The organism is Lacticaseibacillus kribbianus, assembly GCF_020180945.1.
GTDB lineage: Bacteria > Bacillota > Bacilli > Lactobacillales > Lactobacillaceae > Lacticaseibacillus > Lacticaseibacillus kribbianus.
This window is the reverse complement of record NZ_JAIPUL010000003.1, coordinates 159711-184971: the sequence shown is the minus strand read 5'-3', so window position 1 is coordinate 184971 and position 25261 is coordinate 159711. Positions and strand designations below refer to the sequence as shown.

Below are 25261 nucleotides of genomic sequence, written 5' to 3'. Positions count from 1 at the left end.
TCTGTGCGACCGCACGCCGTTCTCTCGTCAAACATGAGATGGAGCATCGTGCTGAGGCTGGAGCCTCCCGCACGGATTGGGTGTCAACCGTCGCCGGCTAAAACACCCAGTGGTACCTTTTCCAACTGGAAACAGTGTTTCCGTGGAGCGTTGTCCTCTCTCGGGACTGCGCCGACGCATTGCGGGCAGCCGCGAAGCAAAAGGCTGTGGCGATGACTGAAGAACCAGGTCGCCAGTTTTGAGATGGGCGCGCTGCTACTAATATAGAAGCTTGCGTCCACCTTGAGGAACTGAACGTCCTCGGGCTCTGGCCCTGGGGCTCGCGTGCTTGCCTCGCTGAAAGCAAGCCGCGTGCCGCGGACAGTCCACCCGAAGCAGCGTTCCAATACCTTGGGGTAATAACTGAAGCTGCCATGGCCGGCCAATTGTTGGACAATCGGCCTAACCAAGGGGATTAGTACACGTTGATTGACAGCTTCTGCGCATCCGAGTGCCGCTCTCGAGGTTGTGGTCCCGTGCCGCGAGATCATGCTCTCGGCAGTGGGCCAACAAAGCGGCGCCCTTCTTACAGACTTCGCGCACGGTGCGGGGGCGAGTCCATAGTCAGCGCTTGCCATCGTGCTTCGGCACGATCGGCGGAGGATGATGGTTCACAGTGTTCGACGCGAAAGTTCCTTGAACGTCTGCCGTGGCATCGGTTCTCAAGCGGAAGCGATTCGACGTCGCATGGGCAGTGCCCGAGCCGTCAACCGGCCTAGTTCGTGGGCACCTGAAAGACGATGCGCTGAAACAATTATTATGATTATGATTTCCGATTCCGCGTACGCCTCCCTCTCAGCCTCGGGGTAACAAAAAAGCGACATTCGCTTCCGAATGACGCTTCTCGAGAATGCTTAGAAAGGTGTACACGTACACTCAAGTAGACGTGCGGCATTGCACAGGCCAGTCACTAACATCCCCAAAAAAGTCCTCAATTTTCAAGTCAAGTGCAACGATGATAACGAATTCTTGATAGTGGTCTAGGCTGTTACGCCATGCATCGGTAGTAATCGCATGGGCGAAGATAGTTCAGAATACGTCTGGGACGATGGTTCAGTGCGGATTGGACTGCTTGAATTTCAACCAGGGTAACTGCTCTGAGAGACTTCCCTTTCGGGAAGAATTCCCTAAGCAGTCCATTGGCGTTCTCGTTTGTGCCACGCTCCCAAGGCGAGTACGGATGTGCGAAGTAAATCTGGGTTCCAACAATCTCTGATAACTTGGCAAACTCGGAACCATTGTCAAAAGTGATACTCTCAAATTCCTTGGCCCCGTAGTCGTCGATCGTGTCCTGCAAGGCTTTAAGGCAGGTGCCCGCATGATAGTCAGGAATCTTGACGATGATCTCAGTCCGGCTGTACCGTTCTGTGAGCGTCATTAATGCTGGCTCATCAGCTAAGCGAATACCTTTGACCAAGTCGCCTTCCCAATGTCCCACGCCTGTGCGGTCATTCACGGCCGCAGGACGCAACTCGATTGAGTCGCCGTATATCTTCTTATTCTTGCGCTTGTGGGCGTTCTTATAGCCTTTGATGCGGCGTCGGAGCTTCTTGGGAAGTGTCATGTTGTCTAACTCAAGCAGCCCGGCGTCGATGTAGCGATACACAGTTGTCGTTGAAGGGCAAGCCTTGCCCTGGTCGCGATAGAAGTGTACGAAGCTATCAACGCTGTGTACGCGCGGCTTACGAGTAAGCTCCCTGGCGAGAGCCTTGAAGAACGCACGGCCGGTCTTAAGAAAGGCGTAGTGACCGGTTCTATCGCGTTTACGGTCGTGCATGGCTTGGGCAGTTTCCGCAAGATAGACTTGATGCGAGTGACGCTTCGAGTCGAGCTGAGTTACAGATCCACGCGTGATTTCTCGTGAGATTGTCGCTTTACTGCGATGAAGCTTCTGTGCAATCACGGTCGCGGTGTCACTAGCAGCCCGAAGGGCCTGAATTGTAGCACGGTCGCTAAAACTGAGTTGTTGGTAATGCTTGTGGGTGTTAGTCTGAGAGTGGGTCATGAAGATTCCTGCTTTCTTGTTTAGCTAGTACTAACAAGAATAGGTCTTCATGGCCTTTTTGGTCTAGTCGTCAGGGTGTTGCACTTGAATTGTAAACTGGGGATCCCCAAAAAAGTCGTTCCCCCGAAGACTTTCTTACAGCAAGTTAAAGTTAACACACGATTAGAATTGGTACAATGCCGATATTTAATCAAAATAATTGTTAAAAGTAAGGAGCTCCAGTTTGAAAACCGAGGCACAAGTTTGTCTTTTTTGACGTGAATAAGCCTCGGATCATCCGACGATTACCATCGGCTAATTGTTGCAGCTTCGGCGCAAAAGCAGTGTAGTTGCATATATGCAACGTTGGCAAGCCATGCGGAGAGGGGAACGATTTCTTGCTGGGCATATTTTTAAACGAAAATTATTTCGAATATTATGATTCTGTTGTGCAAAAATCCCACGCAGCGTAGACGTTTTTCCTCGGATGTTCATCGTCATTTTTTGCCTATCCGTGTCCCTCGCCTTATCCTCCATCCGCACGCCACGCCTTTCAGCAGTGGTCACTTGCGGTCCAGATTACCTCTCGCCAACCAGGATTAAGCGTTAATGCGTCCTCACACTATTCTATGAATCATTCAAAAGGAGACTCCTGCTAACCAGGAGTCTCCTCAGTGTGCAGCTATGACTGCTCCCCTTTGGTTCGAAGCGTGAACCGCTTGTCCCGCAACCGCCCGATGTAGGCCGTGTACCGCACGACCGCACCGTCACCGGTCGCCTGGACCTTGTAGCGGTTGCCCGGCAGCTCGGCGCGGATCAGGCCGTCGTCGCCTGGGGTGAAGGCGCGGGTGCGGCGGCCGCGGCTGACTGTCGCCGAGGCGAAGCCGGCCGGGAGCAGCAGCTCGTAGCGGGTGCGGCCGATTGCCAGGCCGCGCAGCATCGCCGCCAGCAGGCCCAGCAGTGCCAGCGCCGCCAGGGCCCAGACGTAGAGCTTCGCCTTGTTCCACCAGGTCGCGCGCTCGGCCGCCGCCGCGTCCGCCTTGGTGTACGGCACCCGCCGGCCCGTGATCAGCAGGCGCTGCGAGTTGATCATGTACGGGGTGCAGGTCATCAGCGTCACGAGGTCTTCGCCCGGCGCGATCCGCAGCTTGGACACGTCGGTCGGCTCGATCACCTCACGTTTGAACACCTGATACGCCAGCGTTTTGTTCCCGATTTTGATGTAAAACTTGTCGCCCTTGCCGAGTTCGGGCAGGCGGGTGAAAAGCTCGGCGTTGGGCACGCCGCGATGGCCGGAGATTACCGCGTGGGTGCCGGGGCCGCCGGTCGGGTAGCTGGTGCCATCCAGCAGGCAGGCGCCGAACTGCAGAAGCCAGTCGGTGGTGTGGTCGAACACGGGCAGGCTCGCGCCGATTTTGGGGATCGTCAGCTGGGCGATGGTGTCGCCGGCCAACTTCTTTTGGTTGCGCTTGGCGTCGGTGTTGGCCGTGCCCTGGTCGTTGACCGCCGCGTTGAAGCTGCTGACGCCGGGCGCGGTGTTGGCCGCGGCCAGCTCGCGGTTTTTCGCCTGGTAGCGCCGGTACTCCTTCTTCAGTGCGGCCTGATTCTTGTTGGTCTCGCGCACCTGGTAGGAATCGATCACCTGCTGGTTCTTGTGGGAGACGTAGGCGTCGCTGACGAAGGGATACGCCAGCACGCCGATGCCCGCGACCACCAGCACCATGATGATCAGGTCGATGATGCCCAGCGGCTTCTTTTGCTTTTTGGCCATAATTACCTCGCATATAAAAAATAGAGACGTCCAGGACGCCTCTATTCTATCAGTCCGCGCGGGCGCTTAGAAGCTGGCGCGGCGCTTGTTGTAAGCGACGATGCCGAAGGTCAGAAGCGCAGCACCCAGGACAACGAACGCCACGATGCCGGCGCCACCGGTGTGTGGGAGGATGCCTTCTGGGGTGTTCTTGACGGTCTTAGTGTTATCGTCTTCCGGAACCACAGTCTCAGCAGCGTCTGCGGCTGGCTGTTCGTAACCCTTTGGCGCCTCAATTTCAACGGCAGTGTACTTGCCGTCCTTAGCAATACCATGGATGTCCGCGCCCTGCTTGCTTTCAAGGTACGAAGTGAAGCCGACAATCCCCTCACTATCAGAAACAAATGTGGTCTGTTGGTCCTTAGTCCAAACAACATCGGACGGGTCGGCACTCCATTCAGTTACTTCTGCAACCGGCTGACCATCTTTGTAGAACGTGGCAAACAGTCCATCAGCATTCTTGATTGCAAACTTCGCACCAGCCAACGGCTTCTCAGTCGTGCCATCAATCTTGGTGAACTGAATATCAAGCGTGTCTTCAGAGGTATTCTTTGGGAACACATAGAGGTTCTGGTATGTGTCGTCTGCCTGCTTGTCGCCTTGAGGAAGGCTGATTGCAAGCTTAGGCTGAAGCGTGTACCCCTTGTTGGTTGTGCCCTCGATTTCTTCGAACACGTAGACAGACGTCTTGTCCTTGGTGAAGACATCAAAGTCGTGAGTTGCCTGACCATTAGCGTCCGTGGTCATTTTAACCGGGGTCAGACCATCAGTTGCAAAATCATCAGCTTTGATATTGCCCTCATCATCCTTGAAGGCTGAAGGATCAGCCCAATACTGATCGGTCACGTTGTATACATTGAACGTAACATCGGAGAGACGCTTGTTGGCATCAGGATCATCCGGTCCCTTGAAGATGTCTTCGGAAGTGTTGTCAGGATGAGTATCCCCCTTTGTGTAGGCATACTTAGTGAGCGTAATATTTTGCGTTGGCGTCGTTGCGGTATCGCCTTCCGCAGCGCTCACGATATTCGCGTTCAGTGCCAGCGGTAGGGCCAGCAGTGCGGCACCGACAACGGTCATCGCCTTTTTCAGAAATGATTTTGTCATTGTAATTTCTCCCCTATTTTCCCTATGCTTTTTTGGTTTTTACTCTGACCGCGGCGACAAGCCCGATCAGGATGAGACCCAGAATTGAGAGCCAGGCGGCCCATTCGCCGCCGGTCTGTGGTAAGTGCCCGCCTGTCAGTGGTAGGCGGGGCGGTAAGCCCGGCTTGCCCGGTTGCCCCGGGGTGGTCGGTTCGCCCGGCTTGTGCGGTGGCGTGACCGGCGTCTTCACGTTGATCACGTTGTACGGGTCGGCCAGGCCACGGGTGTACTCGCCGGCGACCACGGCGAACGGAATCGCCTTGGCGTTGCGCGTGTATCCGCGCGGCGCCTTCACCTCGATGAGCGTGTAGGCGCCGGCCTTCAAGCCGGTGATGGCGAAGCGGCCGTCCTTGGCCGAAACCAGGGTGTGCAGGCCTGCGCGGTGGTAGGCCTTGACGACATCCCCGGCGACGCGGCGCCAGGTCCAGCCCGTTTTCTCCTGCACCAGGTACTCGCCGGCCGTGTTGCGTACCACGAAGACCGCGCCTTGGAGCTTGGTGCCGTGGTGCTCGGCGTCGACCTTGACGAACCGCTTGCCGCCCGTGATCACCACGGCGGTGTCGGTGACAGGCTCGAAGTCGCCGGGGTACAAAACGGTGCGGTTGACCAGCGGCGCGTCCGGCACGGTGCCGGGCCGGATGCGCATCTGGTAGGTGACCGTGATCGTCTTGTTGGCCAGCGGCGTCAGCTTGGCGACGTCGAAGGTGAGCGCGAAGCTGTGGCTGTCCGCCTTGGTGACGGTGTACAGGTCGTCGGCAGCCTTGCCGTCGACGGTCACCGTCAGCCCGCCGATCCGCTCGAGGCGGGTGTCGGCGGTGTCGGTCAGCTTGAAGCTGGTCAGGGCGCCGATGTTGGCCGGCACCTTGACCGCGATGCGGTACGGAATCGGGTCGCCGTAACCGAAGTTGGTGCGATTGTTCTCAATCGTTTTATCAATCTCGGCGTACCCGTGCGTCATCTGGTTCTTCGGGAACAGGTCGATGCGCGACTGGACCCCGCCTTCCAGGTTGCCGGGCATCACCACCACGAGGTTCTGGCTCGCGGTGATGCCGTCCGGCGCGGCGGTTTCCTTGAACAGGTAGACGGCGTAGCGCCCACCCTCGCGCAGCGGCAGCTGGTCAAAAGCGGCCTGTCCCTGCCCCGCCGTGACGACGCTGGAAAGCTCGGCGCCGGCCGCGACCTGGAAGTCGGCGGCGGCAACCTGGTCCTGCGCGTCCTCGACGCTGGCGCCTTGGTCCACCAGCCGCCAGAAGTCGCCGGTCACGTCGTAGGCCGTGAAGGTCACGCCGTTGAGCGGCTTGCTGGCCTGGCCGAAGTCCGGCTGGGCGTGCCCGTCGTTGAGCTGCGATTCGGGCAGTGAATCTTGGAACAAAAGCTTGTGGAGCACGACATCGACGCGCTTGGGGGCCGCCGCTTCAACGGGCTGCGCGGCCGCGCCGATGCCGATCAGGATGAGCACGCCGAGGGCCGCGCCAATCAATCGCTTGATGAACTTACTCATGATCGCGCACCTCCCGTCGCTTCAGCCAAGTCAGGGTGCCCAGCGCGAAGGCTGCGCCGAGCAGGGTGACCGCCAACGCCAGGGTGAAGTGGTCGGACCCGCTGCCGCCGGTGTGCGGCAGGATCGTGGTCGGGGTGTTGGTGATCTTGACGACCCCATCACCGAGGTTCTCCTCTTCACCGTCCTTCAGTACCACGTCGACGGTTTGGCCTTCCTTCTCGTCCTCCTGGGCATCCACTGGCGTCACGGTGACACGCTTGCCATCTTCTGCCACGACCACGGTGTAGGCCTTGTGATCAACCGTGTATCCTGCAGGGGCCTTGGTCTCCTTCAAGGTGTACGACTGGCCCGCTTCCAGTCCGGTCAGCGCGAAGTTCCAGGTGTCATCGCCGGCTTTCCCGGTCGTGATTGGATCACCAATCTGCTTTCCGTCCTTGTCGAACAGCGTGAATTCCGCGCCTTCGAGCTGGTCGCCCAACCACTTCGACACCTTGTTCAGGTGAATGGTGATCGGCTTCAGCGTGTCGGTGAACGCCGCCGCTACCGAGAGCGTCAGCTTACCGCCATCTTGAAAATCGATGGTTTTCTGCTGTGAGCCATCCGTCGGTAGCTTGTAACCAATGGGGGCCTTGGTTTCAACTACGACGTACTTTTGGCTCCAGTCAAGGTCGGCAAAGCCGACTTTGCCTTCACTATCCGTTAAGACTGGCTCACCGACTTGCTCGCCCCGGTCGTTAGGCTTGGTGGAATCGTACCTGTAGAGCGTGAATTCCGCACCTTTCAGGGCCGCTCCTTGCAATCCCTTCTTAGTGACCGTAATGTTGGCGGGCGCCTTCAGGTCGTTAATCTTGGTCGCCACGGTGATGGGCTTGCCCTTGAGCTCACCATCCAGCCCGGTGACAACAAGCTTGCCGGTGCCATCGTCGGCGACCGTTACTGCAATATCATCAATTGCCTGATAGCCTGCCGGCGCCGTTTCCTCGTGAATCCAGTAGGTTGCCCCTACCACCAAATCTTGTTGGTAAGCATCAAAGGCAACTAGGCCGGCTGAATTGGACGTGATGTCCTTGGTGATCTTCGCGTCACGCTTCCCGTCTTTATCTGTGTACAGTGCAAAGACGGCGCCTTCTAGGGCTTGGCTGTCATTTGCGAGCGTGTTATCAACCTTCGTAAAGGCGAAATGGGGGTTGTCCTTATCGTCGGTGATATCGAATTGAAGCGTCGCCTTTTCGTCACCGACTAAGCTGGCCGAAACATTGGGTGCCACATTCGGATTGCTCTCCTTAAGCTGATTCCCGTTGACAAAAATCTTGCCGGCCGCATTGACCCTGATTGTAATGGGCGCGCCGATCGGCTTATAGCCATTCGGGGCCTGGGACTCGGTCAAGGTGTAGCTATGCCCGTGCTCGAGACTAATTCCCTCAACACTTGCCGCATTGGCCATGTTGATTTCATTAACCTCACCCGTCTTATCATCCTTAAGCTTAAAGATGGCGCCAGGCAGTCCCTTGCCAAAAGGATCCAACTTGTTTAAGTTCATCTCCACCGGCGTCAACAGATTGTTGTAGAAGTTGTGAACCTCACCGCCGTCACGAAGGTGAAGGTTTTTGGCCCGCACGTAGCCATTGATGTTGCCGCCCTTGCCAACCATGACCGAGGCCAGGGGCGCAATCACGCTGCCGTATATCTGTGCCTGTGTCGTATAAGGCTTAAAGAAATCCAGATTATACGAATCCTCTCCCGTACTAGAGATCGGATTGTTATCGTCGATGACGCCATTCGGCCCCTTCTTCAGGTCAGGAACCGTTTGAGAGGCGTCTTCGCTGGCTGGCTTCTGCGGCCCGAAGTTGATGACCTGGGTCATATTGGGAAGATAGTACGTAATCTTCTTGGCCGCTTCGTTGATAAAAGGATCTTTCGGCGGAAGTTGTGCGCCATTGTGCATGTTGGCGCCGAAGAAAATCGCCTTTGTCACCGACGGATCGGAGCAAGTGTAGACAATCTGAGTGATTGTTTCGTCCTTAATCAAGTCGTCCATCCCGGCGACCGGCGGCACCATTGCAACTCGCTCACCGTTGTACGTTTCGATTGGGACATCAATCACGAGAACTTTGGCGGGTTCCTCGTCGTCTGACTCCAGAGAAATCTGAGATTCCTGAACTGTTGCATAAATGGGGCCCCCGACCACAACACTGCCGTCCTTGTACGGCAGTGGATTAGCAACCAATTCGGCCAAAGTATCCTCCGTTGCACGTTCGCTCCTCATCAGCTTGTCGAACGTTGTTGCCATCTCGTCGTCCGTCATTGTCAGAACATTGGGGGTCGCATTCCCGTTCATCATCCGAAGAATATTGGCGCTGAGCAGGCTGTCCAGATTGCTGTCCTTGGGCACGATGTAACCGGGAACATCCGAGCCCGGGCCAGGGCCTTGGCCAAAGGCAAACGAGGTGCCCTCGTGTCCGACTAATGTGCCATTGAGTAAAACACCAATCCGTTGTCGATCATCAATTCCCAACCCTGCTAGGCCTTCGCTAAGGCCATAATTACCGGCCACTTGAACCGAGGCGCCCTTAGCGCCAATCAGATCGCCGTAAATGGCCTCGTTAGACTCAGTGTCCGGACCATTCATCGTCTGATTACCGCTCAGAATAATGCCGTATAGCCCCGGCACGGACTCGTCGCCTGGGTACCGCATGACGCCCTGAGTGAACTTCCCCACGGTGAGGTCATTAACCGCAGACACTAGGTTGAGCGGCATCGCGCCGATTGTAATCACTAGCAGGGCCAGACTCGCCAGAAGCTTCTTCAATTTCATGTGCATTCCTCCTTCTCGTCAGAATTGGGTACAACAAAAAAGCGTGCATTCGCTGTCGAATGACGCTTTCGAGGATGATCAAGTAGGTGTGTAGGATCACACAGCTATTGCGTAGGCCAGTCACTTGCATCCCCAAAAAGTCGTTCCCCCGAAGACTTTTTTATAGCAATGTTAATGTAACACAGCCGTTATATTCGTACAACGCCGACATCTCATCAAAAAAATTAGTAAAAGTAACGAGGGACACATTCAAAATTGCGGCACAACTTTGCTGTTATCCCCCACCATACTTGTTCACCTAAATTAGTACCATTTCAACTAGTTAGTCGTAAAAACGTTGATTTGCTGGCACACGATCAGAATTGTAGCGGGACATCATCAAAAAATATAAGGAACGTATTTGTCGGAACAAATTTTATAATTGAATTTTTTCTTCCGGTTTCAGACAATTTCAGTCCGTTTTTCAATCAGCTATCGATCAAATACATCCGCTAATCGGCGAAATATTCGGTTCGAAAATTAAATTAAAAATTATGTGTCGGCTTCACACGCGTGGCAGCGGCCGCACACGCCACTCATTTGTAACCAATAAATAGCAAAAAGTGTTATAACTGCCTCATCGCAGTCTAAGCCTGACCACAGCCCGCCTTTAGCATCAACCAACCGCCACCCGATTGTCCTCGTCTTCAGTCGGCGCATCTTCTATAATAACGGCATCAGCGGTTTCTCATTCCGCCCGCGCTTGCGACCCCCGACTCAACCCGGCCACCGCACCGAGGTCGCACGCCACTCTGGCAGCCAATCACCTCACCCACATTAGGAGGTTCCCATGTCACTTCAGATCTTCGGTCACCGCGGCTACCCCGCACGCTTCCCTGAAAACAGTCTCGCCGGCTTCCGGTACGCCGTCGCGCACGGCATCGACGGTGTGGAGACCGACGTCCACCGCACCGCCGATGGAGAGCTGGTCATCATGCACGACGAGTGGATCGACCGCACCACCGACGGGCACGGCGCCATCAAGGACTACTCGCTCGCGCAGCTGCGCACGTTCCACCTGGCCAACGGCGAGCCGATTCCGACGTTCCAGGAATTCCTCGCGGCCGTCGCCGACGCCGACGCACTTTTGGACATCGAGTTCAAAACCACGCGGTACCGCTACGAGGGCATCGAGGCGCAGATCCAGGGGCTGGTCGAACGGTACGGCGTCGCAGATCGCACCGTCTACTGCTCGTTCAACCCGGACAGTCTGGTCACCATCCACGACCTCGCCCCGCAAATGCAGCGGTGCCTTCTCACCGAGGGCGCGGCGCTGCCGGCGTGGGGCCGAATGGCGGCGCTCACCGACGTGCTGCACCCCGACCGCTACTTCGCGGATCTCGCCGTGCCGCAGCGCCTCTGGACGATTGACGACCCGTGGCAGATGCGCCGAATCAATCGCCTGCCGCACGTGACCGGGCTGATCACCAACAACTTCGAGGAGGCCCAGGACGTGTTGCGGCTGGAGCAGAGCTGAGCCGCACATTTTTCCGTGCGACGTCGGGGCCGTGCCGTGCTGAACGCCTCCGCCGTCCGGCATCCCCGCGGCGCCCCGATTCACATGCGACACCGCCCACCTTCCCGCGCGGCGCGGTGGCTTTCGTGGTAACATGGTGGCAAGCACCGAACGCAGACAAATCCAGACAGATTGGAAGCACACCATGCCTAAATACGAAGTTCACAATCAGCTCAAAAACGTCCTGCACTCTGACATCTCCAACCAGGAGAAGGCCAAGTACCTCGCCCACTACTACTGGAAGGCCGCCGTCGCCGTCCTCGTGGCGCTCGGGCTGGTCGGCTCGTTCATCTACACCCAGGTGACGGCCAAGAGTCAGGCCTTCAACGTCAGCATTTTCGCCAATATCGCCAACGACAAGGCCCAGCCCGGCATCGAAAAGCAGCTGGACAAATGGATCACCTACGACAAGCGTAAGCAGACGCTGGCGGTCTCCTGGGACACGGTGTCTGCAAGCGCCGCCGCGATGCAGCGGCTGGTCGACGGCATCGCGGCAAGCGAGATTGACCTGGCCGTGGTGGAGCCTAAGATCTACCGCAACTACCAGAAGCAGGGCAGCGTCGACGTGCTGCCGCTGACGGCGGCGCAGGTCGAGAAGTACAAGTCCAAGCTGCTTTTCAACAGCAAGGGCAAGGCCACCGGCGTCGTCGCCGGCCAGCTGCCGCTGTTCAAGAAGTACGGTCTGGACAAGCAGGTGCTGTTCGTCTCGATGACGTCCAAGCACAAGGCCGAGACGAAAAAGGTGCTGCTCAAGCTGCTTGAGCAGTGAGCCCCGCTAACTGAATCGAACGATCCGCGGCCCGGTGGCCTCGGTCGGCGCGCGCCGGCCGCAGGCGCCGGGCCGCGTTGCCGCGTGGCGTGCATCAGGCAGCCGTCGAAACTAGGCGGCCTGAGCTGGGCGGCCGCCCGCCGCGCATCCCCACCTGCATCTCTGCGCTGCCCCCCTCCCGTTCCCAAGCCCGCCCGCATCCCCGCCGGCTGATTTTTCGCCGGTTCTGTGGTAGAATCAGGCATACTCAGCGCACGGAAAGGAAGACCCACATGGCAGACACGATTCGCATCGCGTACCTCTACGAAGACCTGATGAACACTTACGGCGACAGCGGCGACGTCAAAATCCTGCGCTACTGGCTCAACCGTGAGGGCCACCCGGTTGAGGTCGACAACATCAGCCTGGACGCGCCGTTCGACGCGTCGCAGTACGACTTCGTGTTCTTCGGCGGCGGCCAGGACTACGAGCAGACGGTCGTGGCCAAGGACCTGCCGCGCCTGAAGGAGACGTTGACCGACTACATCGAGGCCGGCAAGCCGATGCTCGCCATCTGCGGCGGCTACCAGCTTTTGGGCAGCTACTACATGACCTCCGGCGGCACCAAGATCCCGGGGCTGGACATCCTGCCACTCCACACCGTTTTCAAGGCCGACGCCCGCATGATCGGCGACACCGAGTTCGAGACCGAGTTCGGCACCGTCCGCGCCTTCGAGAACCACAGCGGCCGCACGTACTTCGACGACCCCGACAAGCTGCAGCCGCTGGGCAAAATGGTCCAGGGCTACGGCAACAACCCGGACGACGGCGTCGAGGGCATGCGCTACAAGAACACCTTCGGCAGCTACTCCCACGGCCCGCTGCTGCGCAACGAGAACATCGCTCGGGCGATCGCCAAGCTGATCCTCGAGCAGCGCGCAACGGTCACCGCGTGAACCTTGCGCCGGAGCCGCGAACGATTCACCACACGAACCACCCGGCTCGGTTCGGCCGTGAACCAGACATTTGGGAACCAGCGTGAACCACAAAACAGGGCTGCCGCCCGTCACCGCGTTTGCGATGATGGGCGGCAGCCCTGTTTTGTCTTGTCGTATCCCTAGGTCAGTCGCTTACAGGTGCGCCAGAATCGTGTACCGCGTGGCCGGCTCCGCGCCCGGGTTCGGCTCCTGGGCCGCGCCCTCGTAGAACACGGCGAACTTGCCGTCGTCGTCCTTGCCGACCACCAGCCCCAAGTCCTTCACCGACTTGGCCTTGAAAATCTCCGCGCTGCGCCGCGCCGCCGCAAAATCGTGATCCTGCGCCACCGCATCGCCTGGGTTAAAGTAAATGATCTCATCCATACTGCTCGCTCCCTTTCTGCATCGTCTCAGATTCCGGCCGCACCACCGCGGGTGTCGGCGCCGCAGTCACGGCACACCGACCGGCCGCTTACTTGGCCGCCTGGACTTCCTTGATTTTGGCCACGACGGACTTGGTGAACTGGGCGAATGCCGGCATGTCGCCTTCCGTCGCGTTTTGCTCAATCTTGACCGTCGTCGCGCCGCGGACGGCCCCGCTGGCGCGCAGGGCGGCCGTGAACAGGTCCGGCGCGGTGTTGTAGTTGGCGCCGTAGAACGGGTCGCCGGTGCCGACGACGCCGAACACCAGCGGGCCCTGGCTGAAGTCAACGGTCTCAAGGTCCGCGAAGAAGTCCTCGGACTCCTCCGGGATGGTGCCGCCGGACCACGTGTAGGTCGACAGGATCACGGCGTCGTAATCGTTCAGCGTCGCCGCGTCGGTCTGCTGCATGGTGCCGACGGTCGTCTCCGCGCCGACGTGCTTAAAGAACTGGTCCAGAATCCGCGCCATTCCCTTGGCGTTGCCTGTGATTGATGCGTACAAAATCAACACTTTCATCGCGTTCACCTCTCCCCTCATTATACAGGCCCCGCGCGGGTTGTAAAAGCTTTCACGCGCCGGTTGCGGGATTGCGCGGGCCTGATACAAAAAAGAATCGCAAGTTGCGATTCTTTTTCGGTCGGATTTGTTAGTCGGGCTCCGCCCTGTGCATAGTCGGGTTCCGCTGGGCAACGCCGGCTCGTCTAGCTAAGGCAGGCACTCGGGCCAAAGTGCGGCCCAAGCGCCAGCCTTACGCTAGCCAACCGGCTAAGTGCGCCCAGCTCCGCCCTGTGTTTAGTCGGGCTCCGCCCTGTGTTTAGTCTGCGTAATTAAAATGTGTGAGCGGTGCCTGGTGGACGTCCGCGATGGTCTTGGTGCCGGCCAGCTGCATGGTGATCTCAAGCTCGTGGTTCAGCGCCTCGAACACGCTCTGGACGCCCTTCGCGCCGCCGAGCGCCAGGCCGTAGACGGCGGGACGGCCGATGGCGACCAGGTCGGCCCCTGCGGCCAGCGCCTTGAAGACGTGGCTGCCGCGGCGAACGCCGGAGTCGAAGATGATCGGCACGCGGTGGTTGACCGCCTTGGCGATCGCCGGCAGAACGTCGAACGCGGCCGGGCCACCGTTGAGCTGGCGGCCGCCGTGGTTGGAGACGTAGATGCCGGCCGCACCGGCGCCGATGGCCAGCAGGGCGTCCTCCGGCGACTCGATGCCCTTGACGATCACCGGCAGGTCGGTGTGTGCCGCGATGCGGCGCACGTCATCCGGGCCGATTTTCTGGGCGGCGGCGGCGTAAATCTCACCGATGCCCTGACCCTTGCCGGCGCCTTCGGAGAACTTCTGGAGGTTGGCCATCGGAATCGGGAACTGGAAGTCGTTGACGATGTCGGCCTCGCGATAGCCGTCGACGGTGGCGTCAACGGTCAGGATGATGGCCTTCACGCCGGCCTTTTTCGCCTCGTCCAACAGCGCGTAGTTGAACGTCCAATCCTTGCTCATGTACAGCTGGAAGAACTGCGGCGCGCCGTTGCCGGCCGCGGCGGTGGCGGCGATGGAGGTGGAGCTGTACGTGCTCTGGCTCATCAGGCCGCCGACCGCGGCGACGCCCTGCGCCGTGTCGACCTCACCCTTGGCGTGGGCGAGGCCCTGGGCGGCGACCGGCGCCATCATGATCGGCGTCTTAAGGTCGAGGCCAAAAACCGTGGTGGCCGTCGACGGCTGCTCGATGTTGGACAGGGCCTTGGGCACAATCTGGGCATGGGTGAACGCTTTGGTGTTCTCGCGCAGCGTCCAGTCGTCCTCGGATCCGCCGACGATGTAGCCGAAGCCACCCTTAGGGATAATCTTTTGCGCCTCCTGCTCGAGTGCCGGCAGGTTCACAATCTTCAGCGCGCGTTCGTTATCGCTTTGTTCATAGCCATTCACAATTGTCATAATGAATCCCTCCCAAGTTGTTAACGAGATTCATCATAACACTTACTTTTTATAAGTTAAAGGGTTTTGGCTTATTTTTTGTAAGAAGTTCTGGCGGCAGCAAAAAAGGCGCCGCAGCGCGCGCCTTTCGTCGTCCTATTTGCCTGTCGGCTTGTGTTCCATGTAATCGCGGAGACTCGCCACGATCGACGGTTCCGGTGCCTCGCGCATCGCCTTAATGTTGTGGATGTGCTCGACGGACACGTGACTGTTCAGCGCCATTTCAGTATCGGTCAGGTTGTTCTTACGCTGGAACGCGATGATCTCCTGAGAGAACGCACTTACTTGATCTTTTTCACTCACGGTTTTTGAACCTCCTCGATTTGTATCCCCTTTAGTATACCGAACTTTGGGGAAAAAGAGCAGTTTATTTGCACAGGGCGGAGCGGGGCGTTCTTAGCAAACCGGCCAGCGTAGGGCTGGGCATTGACCCGGGCTTTGGGTCAGTGTCCGGTCCTAGCTGGCCGCGTTTGCGTTGCCCCGCGGAGCCCGACTATGCACAGGGCGGAGCAAGGCGCACTTAGGCCACCGGCCAGCGTAAGGCCCGCGCTTGAGGCGCACTTTGCCTCGAGTGCGGGCCTTAGCTGGACGAGTGGCCGTTGCCTTGCGGAGCCCGACTATCACAGGGCGGAGCGGGGGCGCACTTAGCCGGTCGGCTAGCGTAAGGCTGGCGCTTGGGCCGCACTTTGGCCCAAGTGACGGCCTTAGCTAGACGAACCGGCGTCGCCCCGCGGAGCCCGACTATCACAGGGCGGAGCCGAGCGGGCTTAGCGGGACGCATAGCGTAGCGCTGGTACTTGGGGCGCACTTGGCCCCAAGTACCGGTGCAAGCTAGGCGCTCCCGCGTCGCTCGGCGGAGCCCGACTATGCACAGGGCAAGCCGCCCACTACCCCCAGACCAATTTTTCGCCCACTAAACTTGCGTAAGCGAACATTTGTTTGTATAATGGAACTAGAGCAAGATAAGGGAGGGATCAGCCATGGATCATTTCGCCTACCTCAACGACCTGGCCGCCGCGCAGCACACCAAGCTGCGGGTGCGGCGCTTCGAGAACAAGAACGTGATTATCCGGCGCAACCTCGCCAACAACAACGGGCTGACCACCGCCGTGTGGGACGCCTGGCTGCGCCGCGAGCTGCGCGCATTCGGCGGCTTCGAGCCGGTGATCGAGATCGACAATCTGGGCGAGCATCAGGACATCCGCTTCTTCTCCGAGCGGCAGCTGGCGGATGCTGTCCACTACATTCTAGGCGTCGACCACGCGGTGCTGGTCGGCTGACAACAAAGCGGGCCGGCCATAAGCCAGCATCAACGCGCACAAGGCGGTCCCCGCGTGTTTCCTCAGTTCGAGAAACACGCGGGGACCGCCTTGTACTCTGGGCCAAGTGCGACTTATGGCCCAGCCGCTTCGTTATCTTCCACTGGTCCTCACACACCAAGAAGTTGTCGATGGGAGCCAGTTCTAACCAACTCAAGTACGCCCTCTTCACGATCAAGCCGATAGATTAACAACCAGTCATCATTATACCGCCTCGCAACATGGAGCTCTCGGTGGCCGCGCCAACTGCTGTCGGATGAAAGTAGGTGGTCGGCGTAACGCTGCATCAAGAGTTCCTGCTGATCGCCCTCAGCAAGGATACTAACGACATCCTTCAAATAGGCCATCTGATAATGCTTACGAGTCAGTCGCTTGAGGTCACGTCTGAACGACGGCAGCGGGATCGTCTTATACATTCAGATCATCCCACATTTCATCGGGCGTATCGTACGCCTTGTAGTCTTGATGATGCGCCGATTCCCGTAACGCCTGAATTGTTTCTGCCGGCAGACTTGTTGGCTCAAATGGCAAGCGGTGCTCTTTCACCATCGCGGTGATGAACATTTTGACTGCAGTCGTCAAATCAAGGCCCATATCTTGCGCAACGTCTTGACCCGCCGTCTTTAACGCTGGATCAATGCGAATGCTAAGCCGAGTATCCTTTGCCTTTTCCGTCATTCTTTTCACCTCTTTATCAACCATATGGTAACACATTGGGTTACCTATGTACACCATATAAGCTCCAAATGGGTATCGGTGTGTGAGTATCCTTGTATTGCTAGAATTTTTTCGCAAAAAAGGCATGCGCCGCACGACAACGTCAAGTGTGCCGGTGCGCGTCAGAAAATCCAGCGCATTCTGCCGTGCATCTGAGCCCTTTCTGGCGTGTGTCAGCCGACACATCAAATTCAAGCAAAAAGGCACGCCGCCCGCAGCGTCGTGCCCTCATCACACTTGGTCTATTCGTCTTCGCCCAGCGGCAGGACCTTGATCACGGTCTCGTTTGGCACACGAATCAGGTCGAAGCGCTGCGCCTGGTGGCCGACGTGCATGCCCAGCCCGTTCAGGAAGGTCGGCTTGTAGGTCGCGCGCATGGTGGCGACCCAGGCCTTCTCGGACGTGCGGTCGAGCGTCGCCAGCTCCGCGGTGTCCCACGGGTAGGCGGAGGCCTTCAGCGTCAGCGCGTTGGTGCCGCTGGCGATGTCGGCGTTGCGACTGGTGATCTCGGTCTTGGCGCCCTCCGTCCAGTAGGTGTAGTAGCGCACGGCGTCCTTACCGGTGCCCGTTTTGACCGTCACGTAGTAGGAGCGCGTCGCGTCGGGCTGGATCACCAGCTTGCCGTACGTGTACGCGATTTTGACGCTCGCCGCGTCGGTGTAGTCGGTTGGCCGCAGCCAGGTCACCCAGGCCATGCCGTAGGTCGCAGCAATCAGCACGACGACCTCGATCAGGTCAATCAGAAGCGTCACGCCGGCGCGGTTCTTGCGGTGCAGCACCAGCATGCGCAGGTGGCGCCGGCGAATGTTCATCACGATGGCAATCAGGTAGCAGATCACAAGCGCCCAGGCCGCGACCCCGATCAGGTTCCACATATTAGTCCTCCTATTGCGCTCGGTCCGCCTGCTCAACGGCGGCTTGTCCCAGCAGGTTCAGGTAGTTCCAAGGCTTATTGTAGTGCGGGTTGAAAAGCATGTCCACGTAAGCCAGGTCATCGATGGTGTTCTTGTTTTGGATCATCACCGACAGCAGGTTGGCCGACTGCACGATGTCGTACTTGCTGTACAGCTGCGCGCCGAGGATCCGGCGGTTGTCGGTGTTGTACACCAGCCGCATGGTGATCGGCGCGGTGCTCGGCATGAACTCGGGGCGGTAGTTCTCCTTGAGCGTCACCGCGGCGGCGGGCAGCTTGGCCCGCAGCGCGTGGTCCAGCGTCAGGCCGGTGCAGGCCAGCGTGTGGTTGTAGACGCGCATCGCGCTGGTCGACTGGGTGCCCATGTACTTGACGCGGTTGCCCAGCACGTTGATGCCGGCGAGCTTGCCCTGGCGCACCGCGTTGGTCGCAAGCGGCGCGTAGGCGTCACGTCCCGTGGGGTTGAAGTGCACCGCGACCGCGTCCCCGGCGGCGTAGATGTCGGGATCCGAGGTCTGCATGTAATCGTTGACGTGAATCGAGCCGTCCGGGTTGGTGGCGATCTGGCCCTCGACCAGCTCGGTCATCGGCTGGAAGCCGACGCACACAACGGCAAAATCCGCCGTGTGTTCCGTTTTGTCCGTGCGGATGTAGGCGTGCGACTCGTCGGAGTCGAACTGCAGCGCGACCTCGTTGAGGTGCGTGTCCACGCCGTGCTGGTTGAGCTCGGCCTCGATCAGCTTGCCGATCGGCTCGTCGACGTAATGGCTCAACAGCCGGTGCACGCCGTTGATGAACAGCACGTGGTGGCCGGTGCGGCTGTACGCCTCGGCCAGCTCGACGCCGATGTAGCCGCCGCCGACGATGGCGATGGTCTCGGCCTCCTTAGCCGTCTCCTTGATGGCCCGCGCGTCGTCCGCGTTCTTGCACAGCAGGATGCGCGGCAGGCTGACGCCCTGAATCGGCGGCACCACCGGGTACGAGCCGGTGGTCACGATCAGCTTGTCGTAGTCCTGGGTGAAGGTCTCGCCGGTCACCATGTTCTGGACCTCGAAGCGGTGAAAATGCGCGTCGAGCGCGGTGACGTCGTGCTGCAGGTGAACGTGGACGTTGGGCCCCAGCTGCGCCAGGCCTTCCGGGGAATCGTAGAACATCGACTCAAGCTTGGGCACCATGCCCTCGAGGTACAGCGCGATGCCGCAGGACAGGAAACTGATGTCCGCGCGGCGCTCGAAGATATCGACTTGGGCATCCGGCTGTGCCGCCAGAATCTGGTGCACGGCCGCGGTGCCGGCATGCGTGCATCCGACGACTGCAATTTTCATCAGACCGATTCCTCCATTAACGTGATAGTGGGCCGTATACATTATGACACAACGGCCGCCAAATCAGAAGCGGCCGTTTTTCCCACAAACGCACGCCGGCGTTATGGTATGATGAGTGGGAGAAAAATCGTCAGGTAGGAGATGAAGGCGTGTTCCCGTATGATAAGTTGCGGACCCTGAACGGCCTCGAGTCGGCCGTTTACACCTATATCAACCAGCACCAAGCCGTCGTGGAGAAGATGACCATTCGCGAGCTGGCGGAAAAAGCCCACGTCAGCACCACCACGATTCTGCGCTTCGCCAACAAGATGGGCTTCGAGGGCTACTCCGAGCTGCGCTACGCCCTCAAGCAGCACCGCGCCCGGCTCGCCGCCGCCAACCCGCAGACCGGCTACGACATCTCCATTCCCGTCGCCGAGTTCTTCGAAAGCGTCAACTCGCCGGACTTCACGCAGCTGATCGACCAGGCGCTCGGCCACATCCAGCCCGCGCCGATGGTCCTTTTGTGCGGCGTCGGCCAGGGCCAGGCGCTCGCCGAGTACGGCGCGCGCTACTGGTCCAACGTCGGCAAGTTCGCCCTGGCGATCACCGACACGGACTACCCCTTCCCGGTGCAAAACCCCGTGCTCCAAGACACGGTGATGGTCGCCCTGTCGGTGTCCGGTGAGACCCAGCAGGTGATCGAGCTGGCCTCCCGCGCCCAGCAAAACGGCGTGTTCGTCATCGCGCTGACCAACCGCGCGGACTCGACGCTCGCCCACATGTCCGACCTGGTGCTGGCCTACTACATGCCAGAGATTCACCACGGCGAGCTGAACCTCACCACCCAGGTCCCGATCATCTACCTGCTCGAGCTGCTGGCCCACAAGCTGGCGGACGCGCAGGCCGCAGACCAACTCTAACCAGACTTTGCCCCTCCGGATTGTGCCGGAGGGGTTTTTTGTCGTGCGGGCCGCGGGCTCCGGGCCGGCGGGTGGTCAGGCTGTGCGGCCGGTTTCCGCCCGAAACGGGCTGCGAAGCGCAACGCGGGAGCGGCTAGCTACGCCCAAGCGCCGAGGCAGGGCCCGCCTCAACGCTTGGGCTAGGCTACCCGTCCCACTAAGCCCGCGCTTCTCCGCCCTCTGTTCGGGCTCCAACCTAAAATTCGAGCCAGCCGTCGCCTGCGGCTCCCCTGGTCGTCTCGAATTTTGCCGGGATTAGGCGGTGAGTGCCCGCAAGACCGCGGTCACTCATCACCTAATCCTTTCACGGCCTGACCACCCGCCGGCCCTCCGCCCACTACATCTTGGCCACCCACTCATCGTAGGTTTGGCGCTGATCACCCGCGTGCAGCATCAGCCCAGAATCCTGAGACTGCCCGCTCAGCGCCAAGGATTGGAATATATTGCCCGGGAAATATTGGCGGTGCCAAGCGGTCAACGCGCGTCGCGACGCAAATGATTAACCCCTCTGCCTAATTGCTGGTCACGGCCGGGGGCAATCGGTTACGCTTAATGAGTGGCAGGAAAGCCACGATCCTGGCCAGGATCATCAACTGTGCACCACTCCCAGGGGTTCGCCCCAGCTGCGTGTTGCTTTCTGCACGCATAAGTAAGGAGGAACACTATATGGAAGCTCTGATGAATTGGCTTGAAAAATACGTCGTGCCCGTCGCGGCGAAGATTGGCTCCATCCGCTGGCTGGTTGCGCTGCGCGACGCCTTCATCGCCACCATGCCGATCACCATGGCCGGTTCCCTGGCCACCCTTTTTAACGCCATTTTAGGCACATATCCCGCGCAGTGGGGTTGGAACGGCTTCGTCGATGCCGTGCAGCCGTTCATCGCGGTGAATTCCACCATCGGCACCGCGTCCTTGACCATCTTCGGCGTCTTCTTCGCCGCGATGTGGGGCTACCACCTGTCCGTCCAGTACGACGTTGACGGCGTGGCCGGCGCCCTGGTGTCCCTGGCCGCCTTCTTCATGGGCATCAACGGCACCGCCAGCGTGGTGCTCGGCAACAACCTGTCCAAGGCCGCCAGCAAGATCCTGACCGACGCCGGTGTGGCGGTCGGCGACAAGGCGCTGACCATCAACTCCGCCTTTTCCACCTCGAACCTCGGCTCCACCAGCCTGTTCACCGCGATGCTGTTCGGCGCGCTGGCGACGGTGGTGTACATCTGGCTGATGAAAAAAGACATCACCATCAAGATGCCAGATAGCGTGCCGCCGGCCGTGGCCAAGGCGTTCACCTCCCTGATCCCGGGGATCGCGGCGCTGTACGTCGTGTCCATCGTCAACCACATTTTCACCAGCGTCACCGGCCACGTGTTCGGCGACTGGCTGTCCGCCACCATCCAGGCGCCGCTGCTGCACGCGGGCCAGGGCGCGGGCATGGTGATCCTCGTGACGCTTCTGGTTCAGGTCTTCTGGTTCTTCGGGATCCACGGGCCGAACGTGCTGGCACCGGTGCTGGAATCCATCTGGGGCACGTCCCAGATCCAGAACATCCAGGCGCTGGCCAACCACCAGGAGCTGCCGTTCCAGTGGGTGCGTGGCTCCTTCGACGCCTACGTGTGGTTCGGCGGCTCCGGCGGGACCATCGTGCTTCTGATTGCCCTCCTGATTTTCTCCAAGCGGGCGGATGAAAAAGCGGTGGCCAAACTGGCGCTTGCGCCAGGCCTGTTCAACATCAACGAACCCGTGATGTTCGGGCTGCCGATCGTGCTGAACGCAATCTACTTCATCCCGTTCCTCGTCGCGCCAGTGGTCAACGTGACCATCGCCTACTTCGTGACCGCGGCTGGCTGGGTGAACCCGGTGCAGATTGCCGTTCCTTGGATCACCCCACCAGTCCTCAACGCCTTGATGGCGACGAACTTCGACTGGCGGGCCGCCGTGTTGGCCGTCGTCAACATGGCCATCGCCTTCGCGATCTGGGTGCCATTCGTCATGGCCTCCAGCCGCGTGCAGGAGGCAACACCGGATCAGGCATAGCCTGGAAGCGTCGGGGAGACCCGGCGCTTTTTTTGATGCCAGGGCGAAGCGGCGCGCATTTAGCGGGACACATAGCGTAGCTCGGCAACTCGAAGCAAAGTGCGCTTCAAGTTGCCGAGCGTAGCTAGCCGCTCACGCGTTGCGCCGCGGAGCCCGACGACCAGGGCGAAGCGGCGCGCATTTAGCGGGACGCATAGCGTAGCGCTGGCACTTGGGCCCGCATTTAGGCCCAAGCGCCGGCGCAAGCTGTGCGCTCCCGCGTTGCCTTGCGGAGCCCGACGCTTCAATTCCGATTCACCACCCGCAGGTCCGACCGAAGAAACATCCGCTTCGCCGGTCGGGCCTGTTTTTGCGGCGACCCCCGAGCGGCCGCCGCCTTGTCAAGGGCTTCGGCGCCAGTAATTTGTTTCAGCGCATCCGACGACCGGAACGCGTAAACCTGGTGTACCAATCGCTGAAATATTTCACGGCATGAATACGGTTTCGCGTCGTGGCGGCGGCAATCGGGCGGTTTGGAATCGGAAACATTTGCGGGGAAACCGCTGCCGCTTTCGGAACTTGTTCCTGATGATACCATTTGTTTTATGAATGACTTTTTGTTTTTTTGTACGCTTAAATCCTATACTTTTTAGGTGCAACCGGTTACACTTGGCATTGTGGCCGTGCGGGTCACATCGATTTCGGCCGAAATCGGGAACTGCTACTGGTCCTATCCGGGGGGGTTGGCCCAGTCAGGCGCACAGATCAGACGTGATCACCGCGACTGCATGCAGCTCATCGAATCATTGTTTGTGCCCACTAGTACATACATGTCCCCACCAATGCGTGACATGTCATGAATTCGACGGTGGGCACGCAAGGGTTTGCTCAAATCTTAGGGAGGTTAGATATATGCAAGCAATTATGAATTGGCTTGAAAAGTACGTCGTGCCTGTTGCGGCGAAAATCGGCTCAATTCGGTGGCTGGTTGCGCTGCGTGATGCCTTTATTGCAACGCTGCCTATCACCATGGCTGGTTCTCTGTCCACATTGCTGAACGCGCTTCTTCAAACCTACCCAACTCAATGGGGTTGGGACGGCTTCGTTAAGGCGGTTCAGCCGATTATCACGATCGACAACACGGTGGGTACCGCATCTCTGACGATCTTCGCGATCTTCTTTGCGGCTATGTGGGGTTACAACCTGTCCACCCAGTACGATGTCGATGGTGTTGCCGGGACCTTGATTTCTCTGGCTGCCTTCTTCATGGGCATCAACGGCACCACCTCGGTTGCGATTGCTAACGGCAAACTTACTGCTGGCGCAATCAAGACCCTGACCGGCGCCGGTGTTACCGCCAGTGCAAATTCCATCACCGTTGGTGGTGCGTTCTCCACTGGTAACCTTGGTTCTGCAAGTCTGTTTACTGCCATGATTTTCGGTGCTTTGGCGCTGGTTGTTTACATTTTCCTGATGAAGAAGGATATCTCCATCAAGATGCCAGACACCGTTCCACCTGCAGTTTCTAAGGCCTTCACTTCCCTGATCCCAGGGATCGCGGCCCTCTACCTCGTTTCCATCGTCAACTTCTTCTTCACCTCCGTTACCGGCAAAGTGTTCGGGGACTGGCTGTCCGCCACGATCCAGGCACCTCTGCTGCACGCTGGTCAGAGCGGCTGGATGGTCTTCCTGGTTGCGCTGCTGGTTCAAGTATTCTGGTTCTTCGGGATTCACGGCCCTAACGTCCTTGGCCCTGTTCTGGAATCCATCTGGGGCACTTCCCAGATCCAGAACATCCAGGCCTTGGCTAACCACCAGGCCCTTCCGTTCCAGTGGGTTCGTGGTTCCTTCGATGCCTACGTATGGTTCGGCGGTTCAGGTGGTACCATCGTTCTGCTGATCGCCATCCTGATCTTCTCCAAGCGTGCTGATGAGCGCACCGTCGCAAAGCTTGCCTTTGCCCCTGGTCTGTTCAACATCAACGAGCCTGTTATGTTCGGTCTGCCAATCGTTTTGAACGCCGTTTACTTCATTCCGTTCATCGTGGCACCTGTTGTCAACACCGTCATCGCTTACCTCGTAACCGTCGCTGGCTGGGTAAACCCAGTTCAGATCGCGGTTCCGTGGATCACGCCTCCGATCTTGAACGCCTTCATGGCGACCAACTTCGACTTCCGTGCTGCCCTGCTGGCGCTGTTCAACATGGTAATCGCATTCTTCATCTGGATGCCATTCGTTCTGGCTTCCAGCAAGGTTCAGGAAGAATCCACCGAAGCTTAAGCTTAGTCTAAAAGCAAGCGGCACAACGCGTTGGCGTTGTGCCGTTTGTTCGTTCCCGGGGCAACTCTGAGTGAGCAGGCAGCGCTCAAGGTGCTAGGCATCCCGATCCGCTAAGTGCTGCTTCTCCGCCCTCTATCTAAACGGGCTGCGAAGCGCAACGCGGGCGCGGCTAGCTACGCCAGGGCGCTTGGGCCTAAGTTCGGGCCCAACCGCCCTAGCTAGGCTACCCGACCCGCTAAGTGCGCGCTTCTCCGCCCTCTGGTTGCGCTTACCCCACGCAAAGGCTTATCATAGAGTTGTACCCACCAATAATCAAAGGAGCCAAATCTCATGATCTTTATTAACGCACCTATTTCCGCCGACAAGATGATCGAAACCCTCAACGCTTACAACGAAAACGGCGTCACGTTCAAGTTCGTCAAGAAGTCCGGCATGAAGCTGCTGTTCGAAACCAACATGGAAGACCTCGAGGCTGCGGCCAAGCTGGCCAAGTCGACGATCAAGGCGCAACGCTGGGCGTCTGTCCTCTACTTCCAAGTTGGCGTCGAGAAGTAAGTGAAAAAACAGAGCTACGGCTCCGCCGGGTTGCTGTTCCTGGCCATCGGGTTTTACCTGATCATGTACTCGCCAGCGGGCCCTGGGGTCAGCAATCCCCGTCCCGTCCCCTTGACATTCGGCGTTGGCTTCGCGCTGCTCGGCTTCTGGCTGATCACGCGTCGCAGCAAGAAGAAGAAAGCCGAGTCCGACCAAGAGGACAAGCAGACACACTAATATCTAAAAAATCG

At 58.9% G+C, this 25261-nt stretch carries 22 protein-coding genes; 9 read left to right on the top strand and 13 right to left on the bottom strand.

The features are described from left to right. Nucleotides 1-1027: 1027 nt before the first annotated feature. The 5 genes from LE416_RS10040 to LE416_RS10020 form a co-directional block, all read right to left on the bottom strand. Complete coding sequence (locus LE416_RS10040; RefSeq protein ID WP_125766670.1) at nt 1028-2044, bottom strand: IS30 family transposase; 1017 nt, start codon at nt 2042-2044, stop codon at nt 1028-1030. A 661-nt stretch (nt 2045-2705) separates the two neighbouring features. Beyond that, nucleotides 2706-3794, bottom strand: a complete 1089-nt coding sequence (locus LE416_RS10035; protein ID WP_225048375.1) for a class C sortase — start codon at nt 3792-3794, stop codon at nt 2706-2708. A gap of 66 nt (nt 3795-3860) precedes the next feature. After that, nucleotides 3861-4940, bottom strand: a complete 1080-nt coding sequence (locus LE416_RS10030; RefSeq protein WP_225048374.1) for a SpaA isopeptide-forming pilin-related protein — start codon at nt 4938-4940, stop codon at nt 3861-3863. 22 nt (nt 4941-4962) lie between these two features. Continuing rightward, nucleotides 4963-6480 (bottom strand): SpaH/EbpB family LPXTG-anchored major pilin, encoded by a 1518-nt coding sequence (locus tag LE416_RS10025; RefSeq protein ID WP_225048372.1) that lies wholly within the window; start codon nt 6478-6480, stop codon nt 4963-4965. Continuing rightward, entirely contained in the window at nt 6473-9295 is a 2823-nt protein-coding gene (locus tag LE416_RS10020; RefSeq protein ID WP_225048369.1) for a SpaA isopeptide-forming pilin-related protein, read from the bottom strand. The genes LE416_RS10025 and LE416_RS10020 overlap by 8 nt, the downstream gene beginning before the upstream one ends. 829 nt (nt 9296-10124) lie before the next feature. Between LE416_RS10020 and LE416_RS10015 the strand changes: the two genes are divergently transcribed. From LE416_RS10015 to LE416_RS10005, 3 genes are all read left to right on the top strand, one after another. After that, nucleotides 10125-10811 carry a glycerophosphodiester phosphodiesterase family protein gene (locus LE416_RS10015; RefSeq protein ID WP_225048368.1) on the top strand — a complete coding sequence of 229 codons (687 nt, stop codon included), beginning with the start codon at nt 10125-10127 and terminating at the stop codon, nt 10809-10811. 184 nt (nt 10812-10995) lie between these two features. Beyond that, entirely contained in the window at nt 10996-11619 is a 624-nt protein-coding gene (locus LE416_RS10010; protein ID WP_225048366.1) for a hypothetical protein, read from the top strand. A gap of 272 nt (nt 11620-11891) precedes the next feature. Then, nucleotides 11892-12554 (top strand): type 1 glutamine amidotransferase, encoded by a 663-nt coding sequence (locus LE416_RS10005; protein ID WP_225048364.1) that lies wholly within the window; start codon nt 11892-11894, stop codon nt 12552-12554. Between the two features lie 174 nt (nt 12555-12728). On the opposite strand, the gene LE416_RS10000 is transcribed toward LE416_RS10005, so the two are convergent. The 4 genes from LE416_RS10000 to LE416_RS13145 all read right to left on the bottom strand — a co-directional run bounded on the left by LE416_RS10000 (nt 12729) and on the right by LE416_RS13145 (nt 15271). Further along, on the bottom strand, nt 12729-12959 hold the full coding sequence (locus LE416_RS10000; RefSeq protein WP_225048362.1) for a hypothetical protein: 231 nt from the start codon (nt 12957-12959) through the stop codon (nt 12729-12731). An 88-nt stretch (nt 12960-13047) separates the two neighbouring features. Beyond that, nucleotides 13048-13515, bottom strand: a complete 468-nt coding sequence (locus LE416_RS09995; RefSeq protein ID WP_225048360.1) for a flavodoxin domain-containing protein — start codon at nt 13513-13515, stop codon at nt 13048-13050. 298 nt (nt 13516-13813) lie between these two features. Further along, nucleotides 13814-14929: a lactate oxidase gene (locus LE416_RS09990; protein WP_225048358.1), complete on the bottom strand. Its 1116-nt coding sequence runs from the start codon at nt 14927-14929 to the stop codon at nt 13814-13816. A 135-nt stretch (nt 14930-15064) separates the two neighbouring features. After that, entirely contained in the window at nt 15065-15271 is a 207-nt protein-coding gene (locus LE416_RS13145; RefSeq protein WP_225048357.1) for an LBP_cg2779 family protein, read from the bottom strand. A 677-nt stretch (nt 15272-15948) separates the two neighbouring features. Here LE416_RS13145 and LE416_RS09980 point away from each other — a divergent pair. Continuing rightward, entirely contained in the window at nt 15949-16248 is a 300-nt protein-coding gene (locus LE416_RS09980; RefSeq protein ID WP_225048355.1) for a hypothetical protein, read from the top strand. A 149-nt stretch (nt 16249-16397) separates the two neighbouring features. Here LE416_RS09980 and LE416_RS09975 read toward each other — a convergent pair whose 3' ends face one another. From LE416_RS09975 to LE416_RS09960, 4 genes are all read right to left on the bottom strand, one after another. Continuing rightward, nucleotides 16398-16703 carry a type II toxin-antitoxin system YafQ family toxin gene (locus LE416_RS09975; RefSeq protein WP_225048353.1) on the bottom strand — a complete coding sequence of 102 codons (306 nt, stop codon included), beginning with the start codon at nt 16701-16703 and terminating at the stop codon, nt 16398-16400. Then, nucleotides 16696-16965, bottom strand: a complete 270-nt coding sequence (locus LE416_RS09970; RefSeq protein WP_225048352.1) for a type II toxin-antitoxin system RelB/DinJ family antitoxin — start codon at nt 16963-16965, stop codon at nt 16696-16698. The genes LE416_RS09975 and LE416_RS09970 overlap by 8 nt, the downstream gene beginning before the upstream one ends. Nucleotides 16966-17246: 281 nt before the next feature. Continuing rightward, nucleotides 17247-17879, bottom strand: a complete 633-nt coding sequence (locus LE416_RS09965) for an LVIS_2131 family protein (protein WP_225048351.1) — start codon at nt 17877-17879, stop codon at nt 17247-17249. 10 nt (nt 17880-17889) lie between these two features. Beyond that, nucleotides 17890-19242 (bottom strand): FAD-dependent oxidoreductase, encoded by a 1353-nt coding sequence (locus LE416_RS09960; RefSeq protein WP_225048350.1) that lies wholly within the window; start codon nt 19240-19242, stop codon nt 17890-17892. Nucleotides 19243-19391: 149 nt separating this feature from the next. Here LE416_RS09960 and LE416_RS09955 point away from each other — a divergent pair, with 149 nt between their 5' ends. The 5 genes from LE416_RS09955 to LE416_RS09935 all read left to right on the top strand — a co-directional run bounded on the left by LE416_RS09955 (nt 19392) and on the right by LE416_RS09935 (nt 25247). Next, nucleotides 19392-20144 (top strand): MurR/RpiR family transcriptional regulator, encoded by a 753-nt coding sequence (locus LE416_RS09955; protein WP_225048349.1) that lies wholly within the window; start codon nt 19392-19394, stop codon nt 20142-20144. Between the two features lie 705 nt (nt 20145-20849). Then, complete coding sequence (locus LE416_RS09950) at nt 20850-22217, top strand: PTS sugar transporter subunit IIC (protein WP_225048348.1); 1368 nt, start codon at nt 20850-20852, stop codon at nt 22215-22217. Between the two features lie 891 nt (nt 22218-23108). Next, nucleotides 23109-24476 carry a PTS sugar transporter subunit IIC gene (locus LE416_RS09945; protein ID WP_225048347.1) on the top strand — a complete coding sequence of 456 codons (1368 nt, stop codon included), beginning with the start codon at nt 23109-23111 and terminating at the stop codon, nt 24474-24476. A 330-nt stretch (nt 24477-24806) separates the two neighbouring features. Continuing rightward, complete coding sequence (locus LE416_RS09940) at nt 24807-25031, top strand: hypothetical protein (protein ID WP_225048345.1); 225 nt, start codon at nt 24807-24809, stop codon at nt 25029-25031. Continuing rightward, the gene (locus LE416_RS09935; protein WP_225048343.1) at nt 25032-25247 is read left to right on the top strand and encodes a hypothetical protein; all 216 of its coding nucleotides are present in this window, start codon (nt 25032-25034) and stop codon (nt 25245-25247) included. It begins immediately after the preceding gene. Nucleotides 25248-25261 lie beyond the last annotated feature (14 nt).